15 protein-coding genes are annotated in these 15,174 nt (G+C 58.7%); 10 read left to right on the forward strand and 5 right to left on the reverse strand.

All coding sequences use genetic code 11. From position 1 onward, the window contains the following. Positions 1-12: 12 nt before the first annotated feature. Positions 13-786, forward strand: a complete 774-nt coding sequence (locus ACIQ0Q_RS01790) for an AMP nucleosidase (protein WP_395771228.1) — start codon at positions 13-15, stop codon at positions 784-786. A 55-nt stretch (positions 787-841) separates the two neighbouring features. On the opposite strand, the gene ACIQ0Q_RS01795 is transcribed toward ACIQ0Q_RS01790, so the two are convergent. Further along, positions 842-1,450: an SGNH/GDSL hydrolase family protein gene (locus tag ACIQ0Q_RS01795; protein ID WP_395771229.1), complete on the reverse strand. Its 609-nt coding sequence runs from the start codon at positions 1,448-1,450 to the stop codon at positions 842-844. 90 nt (positions 1,451-1,540) lie between these two features. Between ACIQ0Q_RS01795 and ACIQ0Q_RS01800 the strand changes: the two genes are divergently transcribed. The 6 genes from ACIQ0Q_RS01800 to ACIQ0Q_RS01825 all read left to right on the forward strand — a co-directional run bounded on the left by ACIQ0Q_RS01800 (position 1,541) and on the right by ACIQ0Q_RS01825 (position 10,989). Continuing rightward, positions 1,541-2,428, forward strand: a complete 888-nt coding sequence (locus ACIQ0Q_RS01800; RefSeq protein ID WP_395771230.1) for an NAD(P)H-hydrate dehydratase — start codon at positions 1,541-1,543, stop codon at positions 2,426-2,428. Next, a complete protein-coding gene (rsgA, locus tag ACIQ0Q_RS01805; RefSeq protein ID WP_395771231.1) occupies positions 2,425-3,495 on the forward strand; it encodes a ribosome small subunit-dependent GTPase A in 1,071 nt (356 codons plus the stop codon). Before ACIQ0Q_RS01800 ends, rsgA begins: the two co-directional genes overlap by 4 nt. An 87-nt stretch (positions 3,496-3,582) precedes the next feature. Beyond that, positions 3,583-5,862: an NADP-dependent malic enzyme gene (locus ACIQ0Q_RS01810; RefSeq protein ID WP_395771232.1), complete on the forward strand. Its 2,280-nt coding sequence runs from the start codon at positions 3,583-3,585 to the stop codon at positions 5,860-5,862. A gap of 45 nt (positions 5,863-5,907) precedes the next feature. Next, positions 5,908-8,589: a pyruvate dehydrogenase (acetyl-transferring), homodimeric type gene (gene aceE / locus ACIQ0Q_RS01815; protein WP_395771233.1), complete on the forward strand. Its 2,682-nt coding sequence runs from the start codon at positions 5,908-5,910 to the stop codon at positions 8,587-8,589. Positions 8,590-8,613: 24 nt separating this feature from the next. Continuing rightward, positions 8,614-10,269 (forward strand): M28 family metallopeptidase, encoded by a 1,656-nt coding sequence (locus ACIQ0Q_RS01820; protein ID WP_395771234.1) that lies wholly within the window; start codon positions 8,614-8,616, stop codon positions 10,267-10,269. An 18-nt stretch (positions 10,270-10,287) separates the two neighbouring features. Continuing rightward, a complete protein-coding gene (locus ACIQ0Q_RS01825; protein WP_395771235.1) occupies positions 10,288-10,989 on the forward strand; it encodes a pseudouridine synthase in 702 nt (233 codons plus the stop codon). Positions 10,990-11,119: 130 nt separating this feature from the next. Here the strand turns inward: ACIQ0Q_RS01825 and trmY are convergent, their stop codons facing one another. Together trmY and ACIQ0Q_RS01835 are read right to left on the reverse strand one after the other, a co-directional pair. Then, positions 11,120-11,713, reverse strand: a complete 594-nt coding sequence (trmY, locus tag ACIQ0Q_RS01830) for a tRNA (pseudouridine(54)-N(1))-methyltransferase TrmY (RefSeq protein WP_395771236.1) — start codon at positions 11,711-11,713, stop codon at positions 11,120-11,122. Between the two features lie 44 nt (positions 11,714-11,757). Further along, the gene (locus ACIQ0Q_RS01835; RefSeq protein WP_395771237.1) at positions 11,758-11,949 is read right to left on the reverse strand and encodes a CPXCG motif-containing cysteine-rich protein; all 192 of its coding nucleotides are present in this window, start codon (positions 11,947-11,949) and stop codon (positions 11,758-11,760) included. A gap of 198 nt (positions 11,950-12,147) precedes the next feature. On the opposite strand from ACIQ0Q_RS01835, the gene ACIQ0Q_RS01840 reads away from it, so the two are divergent. Further along, complete coding sequence (locus ACIQ0Q_RS01840) at positions 12,148-12,642, forward strand: fasciclin domain-containing protein (RefSeq protein ID WP_395771238.1); 495 nt, start codon at positions 12,148-12,150, stop codon at positions 12,640-12,642. A gap of 47 nt (positions 12,643-12,689) precedes the next feature. On the opposite strand, the gene ACIQ0Q_RS01845 is transcribed toward ACIQ0Q_RS01840, so the two are convergent. Together ACIQ0Q_RS01845 and ACIQ0Q_RS01850 are read right to left on the reverse strand one after the other, a co-directional pair. Next, positions 12,690-13,004: a PQ-loop domain-containing transporter gene (locus tag ACIQ0Q_RS01845; protein WP_395771239.1), complete on the reverse strand. Its 315-nt coding sequence runs from the start codon at positions 13,002-13,004 to the stop codon at positions 12,690-12,692. Between the two features lie 13 nt (positions 13,005-13,017). Further along, complete coding sequence (locus ACIQ0Q_RS01850; protein WP_395771240.1) at positions 13,018-13,500, reverse strand: YajQ family cyclic di-GMP-binding protein; 483 nt, start codon at positions 13,498-13,500, stop codon at positions 13,018-13,020. Between the two features lie 108 nt (positions 13,501-13,608). On the opposite strand from ACIQ0Q_RS01850, the gene ACIQ0Q_RS01855 reads away from it, so the two are divergent. Together ACIQ0Q_RS01855 and ACIQ0Q_RS01860 are read left to right on the forward strand one after the other, a co-directional pair. Next, a complete protein-coding gene (locus ACIQ0Q_RS01855; RefSeq protein WP_395771241.1) occupies positions 13,609-14,454 on the forward strand; it encodes a DMT family transporter in 846 nt (281 codons plus the stop codon). A gap of 115 nt (positions 14,455-14,569) precedes the next feature. Continuing rightward, positions 14,570-15,157 carry a DUF4136 domain-containing protein gene (locus tag ACIQ0Q_RS01860; RefSeq protein WP_395771242.1) on the forward strand — a complete coding sequence of 196 codons (588 nt, stop codon included), beginning with the start codon at positions 14,570-14,572 and terminating at the stop codon, positions 15,155-15,157. Positions 15,158-15,174 lie beyond the last annotated feature (17 nt).

Consider the following 15,174-nt stretch of genomic DNA (forward strand, 5'->3'; position numbering starts at 1 on the left):
AAAGGAAAACCGATGAAAGACAAACAGGAAATCGTTAGCAATTGGCTGCCGCGCTATACCGGTCTAGCCCTGGAGGACTTCGGCGGGCACATCCTGCTCACCAACTTCAGCGGCTATCTCGATGCTTTCTCCCGGCTGACCGGTGCTGAGGTGGTCGGCCGTGACAAGCCGATGCCCAGCGCTACTTTTGACGGCATCACCATGATCAATTTCGGCATGGGTTCGGCCAATGCCGCCACCATGATGGATTTGCTCAGTGCATTGCCGCCAAAAGCCGTGCTGTTCCTGGGCAAATGCGGCGGCCTGAAAAAGAAAAACCAGCTCGGCGATCTGATCCTGCCGATCGCCGCCATCCGCGGCGAGGGCACCTCGAACGATTATCTGCCGCCCGAAGTTCCAGCCCTGCCGGCCTTCGCCATGCAGCGCGTAATCTCTACCATGATCCGAGACCTGGACCATGACTACTGGACCGGCACCGTCTACACCACCAACCGCAGGGTCTGGGAGCATGACGAGGAATTCAAGAGCTATCTGCGTAAATTGCGTTGCATGGCCATCGACATGGAAACCGCCACCATCTTCGCCGCCGGTTTCGCCAATTCGATTCCCTGCGGTGCCCTGCTGCTGGTCTCCGACCAGCCGATGGTGCCGGAGGGCGTCAAGACCGAGGCGTCGGATCGCAAAGTCACCGAGAATTTCGTCGAGCGTCACATCACCATTGGCATCGAGGCCCTCAAACTGATCCGCCGGCATGGCAAATCGGTCAAGCATCTGCGCTTTGATTGAGGTGTTCGGTGCCGAAATCTAGACCGATTATCCGGCTTACCGCTCTGTAGCGGAGCTACAATTCACCGAACTTTTCACTGCAAAGCAAAGTCTCTGCCCATAACCGATACATGGCAGCTGAGGGGTGCAGGCCATCCTCCGCATGCATGTGGGGATTGGCACTGAGCCTTCGCGTTAGGCCGGTGATGTCGAGCATGGCAATACAGCGTTCGCTGCAGACTTCGGCGATAACCTGATTGTAGGCATCGATTTCGGTGCGGATATGGTTCAGATCTCGGCCGGAGGCCGCGCCAAACGGTGTTTGTCCCCAATCTGGAATCGACAGCACTTGTACACGGTCTGGACGATACGCCACGGCGGCGCTGGCCGTATCCAGCAGGGCACTAAATTCCTTGCGGAAATTGATCAAATCACGACCACGGTACTGATTATTGACGCCGATCATCAGCGTCACCAGATCCCAGGATCCGATGGGCTCCGCCGCGGTGATGGCCAGGGAGAGTTCATCGGTGGTCCAGCCGGTTTGAGCGATGACGCGGACCGGGCGGGCGATGGCGTGACCCTCGGCCTGCATCAGCCCAGCCCATTGTTCGACCCACCGTTGTTCGGGCGGGACCGCTTCACCGATGGTGTAGGAATCGCCGAGGGCGAGGAGGCGCTGCATTCAGGAACCTTGGTAGTCAGGTGTTCCGCCGATGATAACGGGAATCGTATCAGGATGAACACGGGCCGCGAATGCCGTTACCATAGGAACATGTTCCATGACACGAATCCCCTACCGCCCGAGCTGTCTGCTATCGCCCAGCGTCTGCTGCATCGCCCGGCCGATTGCCAAAAGTATGACTTCGGCCGAGTGCTGATCATCGGCGGTAGCCGTTCCATGGCCGGTGCGCCGGCCTTGGCCGGCATGGCGGCATTGCGCGGTGGTGCCGGCGTGGTGGAAGTGGGTGTGCCGCAATCTGTGGCGGTCACGGTCGCCGGATTTGATCCGGCCCTGATCGTGCATGGACTGCCTGAAGCGGATGGCGGCTGCTTCGATGGGTCTGCGCATGCGGGCCTCTCGGCCCTGGTTCAGCGTGCGGATGTGGTGGTCTGCGGTCCGGGTATGGGGCGTTCGCCGGCATTACTGGATCTGGTGCTGGCGTTGTGGCGGGACTTCCCGCGTACGCTGCTGCTGGATGCCGATGGCCTGAATGCTTTGGCCGATTTACCGGAAGATTATTTGAAGAATCCGGCCGGTCCCCGAATCCTGACCCCGCATGCGGGCGAAATGCATCGTTTGCATGCTGGCATACCGAATATGGGTCCCGAGTTCGATGCTTCGATCGAGGTGTTTGCCCGGAGCCGGCATGCCGTCCTCGTGTTGAAAGGGCATCGGAGCCGTATCACGGACGGTACCCGCCATGACCTCAATCTCAGCGGCGGGCCGGGTCTGGCTACCGCCGGCACCGGCGATGTACTTTCCGGCTTGATCGGTGCGGTTGCTGCGCAAGGGATTGCAGCTTATGACGCCGCCCGCTTCGGTGTCTGGCTGCACGGCGTGGCCGGTGAACTGGCCTGCGAAGCACTGACGGCGCCGGGCATGACCGCCGGCGATGTGTTGGATGCGTTGCCGATGGCCTGGAAGGCGTTGGACGCGTGACCGATCCGCGTGTCGATTTCGGTGCCATCGGCTGGCCGCCGACCCAGTCCATTGCCGAAGCCTTGGTGCCTTGGCCCGGGGCGCAACTGGCGCGTGTGGTTGCCCAGCATCGCAGCGGCTATGAACTGGCCCGACATCCCGAACATAGCTTCCGTGCCCAGGCGCCGGCCGGCTGGTTGCGGCCGCGCACCGATCCGGAATTGCGGGCCGTGGTTGGCGACTGGGTCGCGCTGGATGCCAGCGGCAAGCAGATTATCGGCCTGCTGCCACGTCATGCCTTGCTCAAACGTGCCGCCGCCGGCGAGCATTTCCAACAACAGCTCATCGCCGCCAACATCGACCATGTACTGTTGGTCAGCGGCATGGATGCCGACTTCAATGCCAAGCGCATCGAGCGTTATCTACTGCTGATTGCCGCATCGGGTGCCAAGCCGGTCCTGGTGCTGACCAAGCTCGATAAGTGCGGTGACCCTGCATTCTACATCACTCAGTTGCAGACCCTTGCTGAAGGCGGCATTCCAGTGCATGCCCTGAATGCCAAGAGTGCCGCCGAAGCTGTCGTGCTGCATACGTATTTATCCGCGGGCAAATCGGCGGTGTTGGTAGGCTCATCGGGTGCCGGAAAATCCACACTGACCAACACCCTGCTCGGAATCGAGAAGATGAAGACCCGCAGCGTACGTGAAGCCGATGCCAAAGGCCGTCACACCACCACGCATCGGGCCCTCATAGCATTGCCGCAAGGTGGATGTCTGATCGATACGCCGGGCATGCGTGAGCTGAAGCTGAGCGGTGACGAGCGCTTCGATGAAGGCATGTTCGCCGAATTCGCTACCTTGGCCGGCCAGTGCCGGTTTAGTGACTGCAGTCACAGCAACGAGCATGGATGTGCGGTGCAGGCGGCTATTGCTGAAGGGCGCTTAACGCTGGAGCGTTATCAGCATTACTGCAAGCTCAAGGACGAGCGGGACGCAGCGGCCATGACCCTGGCCGACCGGCGCGCCTCGGACATGGCCTTGAGTGCGCGGGTCAAGCGTCATGTCAAGGATAAATACGGACGCAAATAAGCGGTTAGGCCCTGATTAAGCCGGTTCCGCCCGTCATTGGGTACAATAGAGCGTTAGCACTAATGGTGCTCGATTCTGGAAGCGGAAATGTCTGAAGAAGATTTCAAGCAAGCGGCACTCGATTATCACCGGACGGCGCCCTACGGCAAAATCAGGGTCAGCGCCACCAAGCCGATGGTGACCCAGCGCGATCTCGCTTTGGCTTATTCGCCGGGGGTGGCGCACGCCTGCGAAGCCATCGCGGCCGATCCTGGGCAGGCGTCTTCGCTCACGGCCCGCGCCAACCTGGTAGCGGTAGTGACTAATGGTACGGCCGTGCTCGGTCTGGGCAACATCGGCCCGTTGGCTGGCAAGCCGGTTATGGAAGGCAAGGGCGTGTTGTTCCAGAAATTCGCCGGAATCGATGTGTTCGACATCGAAATCGATGAAAATGATCCGGATAAGCTGGTCGATATCATCGCCAGCATGGAGCCGACCTTCGGTGGCATCAATCTCGAGGACATCAAAGCCCCGGAATGTTTCGAAGTCGAGCGCAAGCTGCGCGAACGCATGAAAATCCCGGTGTTTCATGATGACCAGCATGGCACCGCCATCATCGTCGGCGCCGCCGTCATCAATGCACTGCATGTGGCCGGTAAAAATATCGAAGACGTCAAGCTGGCCACCAGCGGTGCCGGTGCTGCCGGAATTGCCTGCCTCGACATGCTGGTCGCACTCGGCCTGAAGCCGGAAAACATCCTCGCCATCGACCGCGACGGCGTGCTGTTCGAAGGCCGCGAGGGTCTGGACGCCGACAAGGCACGCTACGCCCGCAAAACCGACAAACGCACATTGACGGAAATCATCGAAGGTGCTGATATTTTTCTCGGCCTATCAGCCGGCGGTGTGCTCAAACCGGAAATGGTCGCGGCCATGGCTACGCGCCCGATCATCTTTGCCCTGGCCAATCCCTATCCAGAAATCCTGCCTGACGCCGCCAAAGCGGTACGTGCGGACGCCATCATCGGTACCGGTCGTTCCGACTATCCGAACCAGATCAACAATGCACTGTGCTTCCCATATATCTTCCGGGGAGCACTTGATGTCGGTGCGACCTGCATCAACGAGGATATGAAACGGGCCTGTGTGTATGCCATTGCCGAACTGGCACGCAAGGAAGCTTCGGATCTCGGCTCGGCTTATAGCGGTGAAACTCCGCGCTTCGGTGCTGACTATCTGATTCCGCGTCCGTTCGATCCACGCTTGTTGATTTCGCTAGCGCCCGCTGTGGCCCAGGCTGCAATGCTTTCTGGCGTCGCGACCCGGCCGATTGCCGACATCCACGCCTACCGCGAGCAGCTGTCGCAGTTCGTGTACCGCACCGGTCTGCTGATGCGGCCGATGTTCGAGCGCGCCCGTGCCGACCTCAAGCGTGTGGTGTATGCCGAGGGTGAAGAGGAAACCGTACTGCGCGCCGTGCAGACCGTGGTTGATGACGGGTTGGCCCGCCCGATCCTGATTGGCCGGCCGGCGGTGATCGAGCGCCGCATCGAAAAACTCGGTCTGCGTCTGAAGCAGGGCGTTGATTTCGATTTGACCAATCTTGATGACGATCCGCGTTTCAATGACTACTGGCAGCATTATCTGCAGATCATGGCGCGCAAGGGTGTCAGTCCGCCTGCGGCGAAAGCCATCGTGCGCTCGCGTAGTACTGTTGTTGCGGCCCTGATGGTCAAGCGCGGCGAAGCCGATGCCATGCTGTGCGGCATCGTTGGCAAGTTTTCCGGAAAGCTCAAGCATGTCATTGACGTCATCGGCATCAATCCGGCGGTCAACGCGGTCTCTGCGATGTCGGTGGTAATCAGCGACAAAGGCCCGCTGTTCTTCACCGACACCCATGTCCAGCATTCTCCCAGTGCCGAGCAGATCGCCGAAGCGGCAATACAGGCGGCTTTCCGACTTCGTCTGTTCGGTATCAATCCGAAAGTAGCGCTGGTCTGCCATTCCAATTTCGGATCATCGGAAGCGGCCAGCGCGAAGAAAATGCGTGAAGCCCTGCAGTTGATTCTGGCGCGCTCACCACGTCTGGAAGTCGAGGGCGAGATGCACGTGGATGCCGCGTTGCGGCCGGATATCCGCGACCGGCTGTTTCCGGATTCGCGGCTGACTGGTGCCGCCAACTTGTTGGTGATGCCGGATATGGATGCCGCCAATACCGCCTATAACCTGACGCGAGTGATGACCGACGGCATCGGCATCGGTCCGATTCTGATGGGCATGGCCAAACCGGTGCATGTGCTGACCCCGTCCGCGACCGTGCGGCGCGTCGTCAATATGACCGCCATTGCTGCCGTCGAAGCGCAGATCCGTGAGCAACGCGGGGCCTGATCGGCTGCTTGAAGACAATACAACGTAGAGAACCTGGAAAATGCTATGAGCTGGATGAATGATGTGCTGAATAACGACCACGATCCGAAGGAGACGCGGGAGTGGCTGGAGTCGATGAAGGCCGTGCTCGACCATGACGGTGCCGAGCGTGCGCATCATCTGCTTGAACGGATGGTCGAACTGACCCGCCGCGCCGGTGGCAATCTTCCATTTCATCCAACGACCGAATACATCAACACCATCCCGGCCGAAAGCGAGCCGGCGATGGATGGTGATCTGGCCATGGAGTGGCGCATCCGCTCGATCATCCGCTGGAACGCAATGACGATGGTGGTACGCGCCAACCGCAAGCCGGGCGAGCTTGGCGGACATATTGCCAGCTTCGCTTCCAGTGCCACCCTGTATGATGTCGGCTTCAACTATTTCTGGCGTGCGCCGAGCGAAAACCACCCGGGCGATCTGCTTTACATCCAGGGCCATTCCTCGCCGGGCATCTACGCCCGTGCCTTCCTGGAGGGTCGCATCAGCGAAGACCAGCTCGATCATTTCCGCATGGAGGTCGACGGCCGCGGCGTGTCCTCGTATCCGCATCCCTGGTTGATGCCGGACTTCTGGCAGACGCCGACGGTATCGATGGGCCTGGGTCCGATCAGCGCGATCTACCAGGCGCGTTTCTGGAAATATCTCGAAGGCCGCGGCCTGATGCCCAAGACTGACCGCAAGATCTGGTGTTTCATGGGCGATGGCGAATGCGATGAGCCCGAAAGCCTGGGAGCCATCGCACTGGCCGGCCGAGAGGGTCTCGACAATCTGTGCTTTGTCATCAACTGTAATCTCCAACGTCTCGACGGGCCGGTTCGCGGTAATGGCAAAATCATCCAGGAGCTCGAAGGCAGCTTCCGGGGTGCCGGCTGGAACGTACTGAAAGTGGTCTGGGGCAGCTACTGGGATCCGCTATTGGCGCGCGACAACAGCGGGCAGCTGAGAAAGATCATGATGGATACCGTCGACGGCGAGTATCAGAACTGCAAGGCTTTCGGTGGTGCCTACACGCGCGAACACTTCTTTGGTAAAACATCCGAAACCGCCGAGATGGTCTCCAAGCTCAGCGACAAGGACATCGCGCGACTAAACCGCGGCGGCCACGATCCGCATAAAGTGCATGCCGCCTATGCTGCTGCCACCGCGCACAAAGGCCAGCCGACTGTAATTCTGGCCAAAACCGTCAAGGGTTACGGTATGGGTTCGGCTGGTGAGTCGCTGAACCCTACTCACCAGACCAAAAAGCTGGATACCGAATCGGTCAAATCCTTCCGTGACCGTTTCAATATTCCGGTCAGCGACGCGCAGATCGAGAACCTCGGCTTCTACCATCCGGGCGAGGACTCGCCGGAAGTGCAGTACATGAAGGCGCGTCGCCAGGCCATGGGCGGCTATCTACCACAGCGCCGTCAGAAGTCCGACCTCACCCTGCCGGTGCCGACGCTCGACACTTTTGAACGTCTGCTGAAATCCTCCGGCGACCGCGAGATCTCCACCACCATGGCCTTCGTGCAGACCCTCAACATCATCCTGCGTGACAAGGAAGTAGGTCCACGCGTGGTGCCAATCGTGGCCGATGAGGCGCGCACCTTCGGGATGGAAGGCCTGTTCCGCCAGATCGGTATCTATGCGCCGTTCGGCCAGAAATACAAACCGGTCGATGCCGACCAGCTGATGTATTACCGGGAGGATACCGCTGGCCAGGTCCTGGAAGAGGGCATCACCGAAGCCGGTGCATTCTCCAGCTGGCTGGCTGCCGCTACCAGTTATTCCACCAATAATCAGCCGATGCTGCCGTTCTACATCTTCTATTCGATGTTCGGCTTCCAGCGCATCGGCGATTCGGCCTGGCAGGCCGCCGATATGCGTGCCCGTGGCTTCCTGCTCGGTGCCACCGCCGGCCGTACCACGCTCAATGGCGAAGGTCTGCAACACGAAGATGGCCATTCACACCTGCTGGCCGGTGCCGTGCCGAACTGCAAATCCTATGATCCGAGCTTCGGCTACGAAGTGACCGTCATCGTGCAGGAAGGCATGCAACGTATGCTTGCAGAGCAGCGCGATGAGTACTACTACATCACCCTGATGAACGAGAACTACCCGATGCCGGAAATGCCGGAAGGTAGCCGCGAGGGCATCCTCAAGGGCATGTACCTGTTCAAGGATGCCGGAAAAACCAAGAAGGGCGAATTGCGGGTTCAGCTGCTCGGTTCAGGCACTATTCTGCGGGAAGCCATTGCCGCCGCGGAACTGCTCGACAAGGATTTCGGTGTCACCGCCGATATCTGGTCCTGCCCGAGCTTCAACGAGCTGCGTCGTGACGGATTCGATGCCGAACGCTGGAACCGCCTGCATCCGGAAAGCGAAAAACGTACCGGCCATGTTGAGCGTTGCCTTAGCGGCCGTAGTGGTCCGGCCATTGCCGCTACCGACTACGTGCGTGCTTTCGCCGACCAGATCCGCGCCTTCGTACCGATGCATTACACCGTGCTCGGCACCGACGGTTTCGGCCGCTCGGATACGCGCGGCAATCTGCGCCGTTTCTTCGAAGTCGATCGCTACTACATCGCCCATGCCGCCATTGCGGCACTGGCGGCCGAGGGCAAGATGAATGCCAAGGATGTGGCACGCGCCATCAAAACCTATAATATCGATCCTGAGAAAGCTAACCCCATCGGCATGTGACGCCGGCCCAACCGTGAGGTTTCCATGAAACAACCCGTAGTCCTGATTGCACTACTCGCCGCCGGTACTGCTAACGCAGCCGATGCTCCATACTTTGATGCACAGCGTCTTGCCCAACATGTGAAGACCCTGTCTTCGGATGCCTTCGAAGGGCGTGGACCGAATACCGCCGGCGAAGAAAAAACCATCGCCTATCTCATCGAACAGTTCAAAGCCGCAGGTTTACAACCGGGTGGTGATAGCAAGAACGGCAATCGCCTCTGGACCCAGGCTGTGCCGCTCGGTCGCTTCGAAATCAAAGGCCCCGTAGTGGCCTCGGTATCGCTCGGCGGTAAAGTCAGGTCCCTGCAACAAGGCAATGAGATCGCCATCCGAGCAGCCATGAATGGACAGACCTCGGTGGTTATAAAGGATGCACCGCTGGTATTCGTTGGTTATGGCGTGAAAGCCCCGGAACGCAACTGGGACGACTTCAAAGGCGTCGATCTGAAAGGAAAGATCGCCGTGGTACTCATCAACGATCCGGACTTCGAAAGCGGCCAAGGCGCCTTCGGCGGCAAGGCCATGACCTACTACGGCCGCTGGACCTACAAGTTCGAGGAAATGGCACGTCAAGGTGCCATCGGTACCATGATCGTGCATGAAACCGCGCCGGCCTCCTACGGATGGCCGACCGTGAAGAATTCCAACACCAACGTGATGTTCGATATCGTGCGTCAGGAACCCCAGAAATCGCATGCTCCGCTCGAATCCTGGATCCAGCGTGATACCGCCGTGACCTGGTTCAAGCAGGCTGGTCTGAACTTCGATACCCTCAAGAAGCAGGCGCAGACCCCGGCCTTCAAGCCGGTCACGCTCAAAGGGGTCACTTTCACCGCTGATTATGCCGTGGCTGCCCAGACCGTGGTGTCTCAGAACGTAGTGGCCCGCATTGAGGGCGCCGTGCGTCCGGATGAGACGGTGCTGTATACCGCGCATTGGGATCATCTGGGCATCGGAGCAGCGGACGCCAAAGGCGACACCATCTACAACGGCGCCAACGACAATGCGCTTGGTCTGGCAGCCATGCTGGAAATCGCATCCGCATACGGCAAGGCGCCCAAGCCGGCGCGTTCGGTGGTGCTCTTGGCCGTCACCGCTGAGGAGAAAGGTCTGCTGGGTTCCGAGTTCTATGCCAGCAACCCGCTGTATCCACTGGCCACTACCGCGGGCGCAATCAACATGGACGGCTTCAGTCCGGGCCCGTTGACCCGTGATTTCACTATTTCCGGCAATGCCAAGCTGGAGCTGCTTGACCGCCTGATTGATACCGGCAAGCGCTGGAATCTGATCTACGTGCCGGACAGCAAGCCGGAGGCCGGTTACTTCTTCCGCTCCGACCATTTCCCGCTAGCCAAGCGCGGTGTGCCGGCGATTTCGTTCGGTTCCGGTAGTGACTGGATCGTCGGCGGCCTGGCCGCAGGCCAGGCGGCGCGTGCCGAGTATACCGCCAGGAAGTACCATCAGCCGGCCGATGAGTTCGATCCGTCTTGGACCTTTGAGTCGCTCAAACGCGACATGCAGGTACTTTACATGCTCGGCCGCGAGCTGGCCGACTCGAACGAGTGGCCGAACTGGTCGTTGGATTCCGAGTTCCGCGGAGCCCGAGACCGGAGCGCGTCCGAGCGCAAGGGTGACTGAGTTTTCCGGATATCGCGCATGAAGTTGGTCAAACTGCTGGCCAACCTCGGTTATGGGTCACGCAAGGACGTGACCCGGCTGATCCGCAACGGCTGGCTGACCCGACGTGACGGCAGTACCGTGGCACTGGATGACGACTACAGGCACCACGATCTGCTGGTCGATGACGAGCCTATCGATCCTGCTCAGGGCGTTCTGATTCTGCTCAACAAACCGGTTGGTTACACCTGTTCGACCAAGGATCCCGGCCGTGTGGTTTACGATTTGTTGCCGGAACGCTTCCGCTACCGAAATCCGGTATTGAGTACCGTCGGCCGGCTCGATCGCGACACCTCCGGACTGTTGATGCTGACCGATGATGGCCAGCTGCTGCACCGCATCATTTCACCGAAAGCTGAATTGCCGAAAGTCTATGAGGTGCAGTTGGCCGAAGATCTGCGCGGCGATGAAGTCTCCCTATTCGCTGCCGGCACTCTGCTGTTGGAGAGCGAAACTACGCCTTTGGCGCCTGCAGTTATGGATATCATTGACGCCCGTCATGCTCGCCTGACTTTGATTGAGGGACGCTACCATCAGGTGCGGCGCATGTTCGCAGCCACCGGCAATCGTGTGCTCAGTCTGCATCGTAGTCGCACCGGCCAGCTCGATCTGGATGGACTTGAGCCCGGTCACTGGCGTATCGTGCCGCGTGACGAAGCGGAAGCGAAGTTGTTCGCCTGACCGGCATGACTTCCGGCCATTGTCCACGGCCTTGGACGAGACTTATGCTTGGGCTTCACCCTTCTGCAAAGAAACCGGAATGCGCCGTTTATTCACTCGCGCCTGCCATCCATGGCGGTAGCGGCCCTGCTTAGCGTTGGTCCAGCTCGTGGTGGATCAACACGACGCATTGCGATGCAAACAGCATTTTCGGACCGAGTGCAATCTTCTTCGCACCCAGTCGCTCGAGGCTGTGAAAGGACTTCTTCGGCATCGGAATATGGTCGGTCAGCAGGAAGCACGGATTGCCCTCGAACGATTGCTGGCGAATCGGGGTGCCTTTCCTGTCCATCATGAATAGCTGGTGGTCGTCAGCCAGCTCCTGCACCAGCCGCTCGAAGCTCACGGTACGAACGGTCACACCCGATTCCACCGGCCGCGCTTCTTCCTTACCCATGCCTCTGGAAGCATCTAGCGCCTTTGCAAGCTTGCCCAGCAGCGCACGCTCATCGAAGCCGCCGATCTCGTGCATCGCATTGACCTCAAAGTGAATCGTACGGGAGAAATCCTGGGTACTTTCTAATACCAGATAGATCTCCACATCTGTGCGATGTGACTGGGCCACGAAGATCGAGTTCATCAGTATGTGTGCGAGGATTTCGGGATGCGCCTCTTTGCCGACGGATGCCAACAGTTTTTGGCTATCCGTGGAGGCCGCCCGCGCTCTTAATACGAAGGTTCGCATGTGTGTCCTTTTTTTAGGGCGGCGCTGCTCTGCGAATTTCGCATTCACTCATCCTCGCTGTGCACGGATAGTGCATCGATGCCGCTTTCGGATGCCGTGGCTGTAATCGTGATCGGCCGACAGCATGCACTGCAGTCCTCGATGTACTGCTGATGTCCGACTGAGCAGTCGATGGCGATGTCGATTGACTCCCCGCAATACGGGCATTGAATGGTTTCGAAAAGAAGCCCGGTCATGGAATAATCTTCGGCTGGGAATCTCTTATAGTAATGCACAACCATCGGTAAGGTAATCAAAGGATGCCGGCGCATTCACGCCACGAGCACATTTTCAACACAATATGCTCACATAAATCTGACATGGTCTGCACGCATCTATCGGCATAGTGGTGCTGTGCCGATGCACATCTCCCATGAACCGCTAAAGGAAACCCCATGAACATATTCAAGTATGCCATTTTCGCCATCGCGCTTGCCGGCGCGAGCTCCGCCACACTGGCGCATAATCATGAAAAGAAAGAAGCCGGCACCATCGTTGCCGTTGCCGCCGGCAATCCCGACTTCTCCACTCTGGTTGCTGCCGTGAAGGCCGCCGGCCTCGTCGACACGCTCAACTCCGCCGGTCCGTTCACCGTGTTCGCGCCGACCAACGCGGCCTTCGCCAAGCTACCCGCAGGCACCGTGGAAAGCTTGTTGAAACCTGAAAATAAGGCCAAGCTGACCGCCATCCTGACCTACCACGTGGTTGCCGGAAAAGTCACCGCAGCCGATGTGGTCAAACTGAAAAGCGCCGATACCGTGAATGGCAAAGCCGTCAAAATCACTGCCGGCCATCAGGGCGTCAAGGTCAACGACGCCACCGTCACCGCAACCGACATCAAAGCCAGTAACGGCGTGATTCACGTGATTGACAGCGTGCTGATTCCGTAATTTCTTGCTATGCAGAAAAGCGGCCTTCGGGCCGCTTTTTTTTGGGCTCAAATCGAGGGTGGCTCGCTTCTGCTGCGGTAGCGGGCGGTCAGATAAACGGTAATCAGCACGAACAACAGCCCGGCGGCGGAAGCGAATACCAGTGGAACGCCCTTGCCGGTGTAACGATAAAGCGCCACCGCATAAAATAGCGAAATCGAGGAAGATACGATCCAGATCGACCAGGACCGCAGTGACAAATCGCGACTGGACTTAGTGTCGATCAGTTTCTTCCATTGTGGCAGATAGGCGATCAGGGAAATCACCGGAACCGCAGACTGCAGCGTTCCTGCAACCACTAGCATGTAATAGACGTCACTCACAGCGCGCCAGCGGTCAGTCGCGGAAATTCTCGAACTGCAGCGGCAGTTCGAAATCCTTGGATTTCAGCAGGGCGATGGCCTCCTGCAGGTCATCCCGTTTCTTGCCCATCACTTTCAGTTTTTCGCCGTTGATCTGCGAATCGACCTTGAGCTTGGCTTCTTTCAGGGCAGCCGCGATTTTCTTGCTAGTTTTCTGCTCGATGCCGGATTTCAGTGTGACTTTCTGCTTGGCTATGGCCAGATTTACTTCCGGCTCGCCGATGTCCATACAGCGGGCGTCGATGCCGCGTGCGATCAGGCGCGCCTTCAGGATATCGAGCATCTGCTGGACCTGAAAGTCACTGGGTGCCTGCAGGGTCACCACGAATTTCTCGAGCGTGAAGGAAGCATCGACGTTCTTGAAGTCGAAACGGTTCTTCAGCTCGCGGTTGGCGATGTCGATGGCATTGGTCAGCTCGTGGCCGTCCACTTCCGAAACGATGTCGAACGAGGGCATAAATTCTCCTGAAATGAATGACGCTAGTGTGCCTCGGCGGCCGATGATGTGCAATCATGGAGCATGTCCCACGTTAGCCAAAATGATAATAAACGCCGAGGCATCCTGATGATGCTGCTGGCCTGCCTGTTCTTCAGTCTGATGGATGCGGTGATGAAGGGGCTGGCCGCCGACTTTGCGCCGATGCAGGTGACGGCGCTGCGTGCCATGAGCTCGCTGCCCTTGATATTGGTCTATGTCCATTGGCGCCGGGCTTGGAAATCGCTTTGGCGGGTACGCTGGCCCCTGCATTTGTTGCGCATCGGTCTCGGGGTACTGATGCTGACGCTGTTCATCTACGCCATCAAGCGCCTTCCTCTGACCGAGGCTTACGCCATATTTTACATTTCGCCATTCGCTATTGCGGCATTGTCCATCCCGCTGCTCGGCGAAAAGGTCGCGCGCGCCAGTTGGATCGCCATCGCTGTCGGCCTGCTCGGCGTACTGGTGGTGCTCAAGCCGACCGGTGAGGGCTTAGTCAGTCTGGCCGGACTGGCCATACTGGCCGCGGCGCTGTGCTACGCGGTCTCGGCCATCAGTGTGCGCCTACTCAGCCGAACCGACAGCGCCGAAAGCATGGTTTGGTGGTCGATGGCGGGGATTGCCGTTGTGGCCGGATTGCTGGCCCTGCCGGAGTGGCTGCCGGTGCAGCGCCATCATCTGTTTCCGTTGGTGGCACTGGCGGTGACTGGCTTTTTCGGCCAGATTACTATCACCGAAGCCTTTCGCATTGCGCCGGCAGCTACGGTCACCCCTTTTGAGTATTCGGCTTTGGCCTGGGCCTTGGGTTTGGATGTGTTGATTTGGCAGGTGGTGCCGGAGTCGCGGGTGTTCATCGGTGCCGCCATCATCGTTGCCAGCGGGATTTATTTGGCTCGTCATGAAGCCGGTCTGCCGGAATCAGAGCGGCCCTAGAAGCGGATTCTGGAACGGTCGAGGACCGTGGTAATTTTAGGTACTATCCGATAAAATAAGGATGCCGGATGTGCCGCATCCGTGCGGAAACTTCCCAGAATTGATCGAGGTGTTTATGAAGTCCCTAGTCCTCAACGCCGTGCTGTTCGGATCCGCCCTAAGCTTGGCCGGCTGCGCCAGCCAGCCCAGCATCAGCAGTCAGTCGCGTCCGAATGTAGATTTCACCTCCTACAAAACCTATGGTTGGGTCACGCCGCTGGCGACCGATAAGGCCGGTTATTCCACCATGATCACCGGACATTTCAAAAGTGCGGTCCAGAATGAAATGGCTGCACGTGGCTATGTTTACGATGCCAACAATCCTGACCTGCAGGTCAATTTCTACTCCAATATTGAAAACCGCAGCGAAACCTACAGCAGCCCGACCATGACCATGGGCTACTACGGTTACCGCGGTGGCTTCGGTTACGGTTTGGGCATTCCGGTCTACGGCTCTGATGTCGAAACCCGCAATTATAAAGTCGGTACCGTCAGCGTTGACGTCGTCGACAGCAAGCGCAAGGAGCTGATCTGGGAAGGCGTGCTGGAAGGCACCCTAAGCAAGAAAGCCATGGAAAATCCGGGAGCCGCCATCCAGTATGCGGTAACGCAGATCTACACCCGCTATCCGGTAGCTGCGCGCACAGCCGCACCAGCCCAGTAAGGCGTTCCTCTATGCCC

The sequence above is a fragment of the Arenimonas sp. genome (assembly GCF_044348765.1).
Lineage (GTDB): Bacteria > Pseudomonadota > Gammaproteobacteria > Xanthomonadales > Xanthomonadaceae > Arenimonas.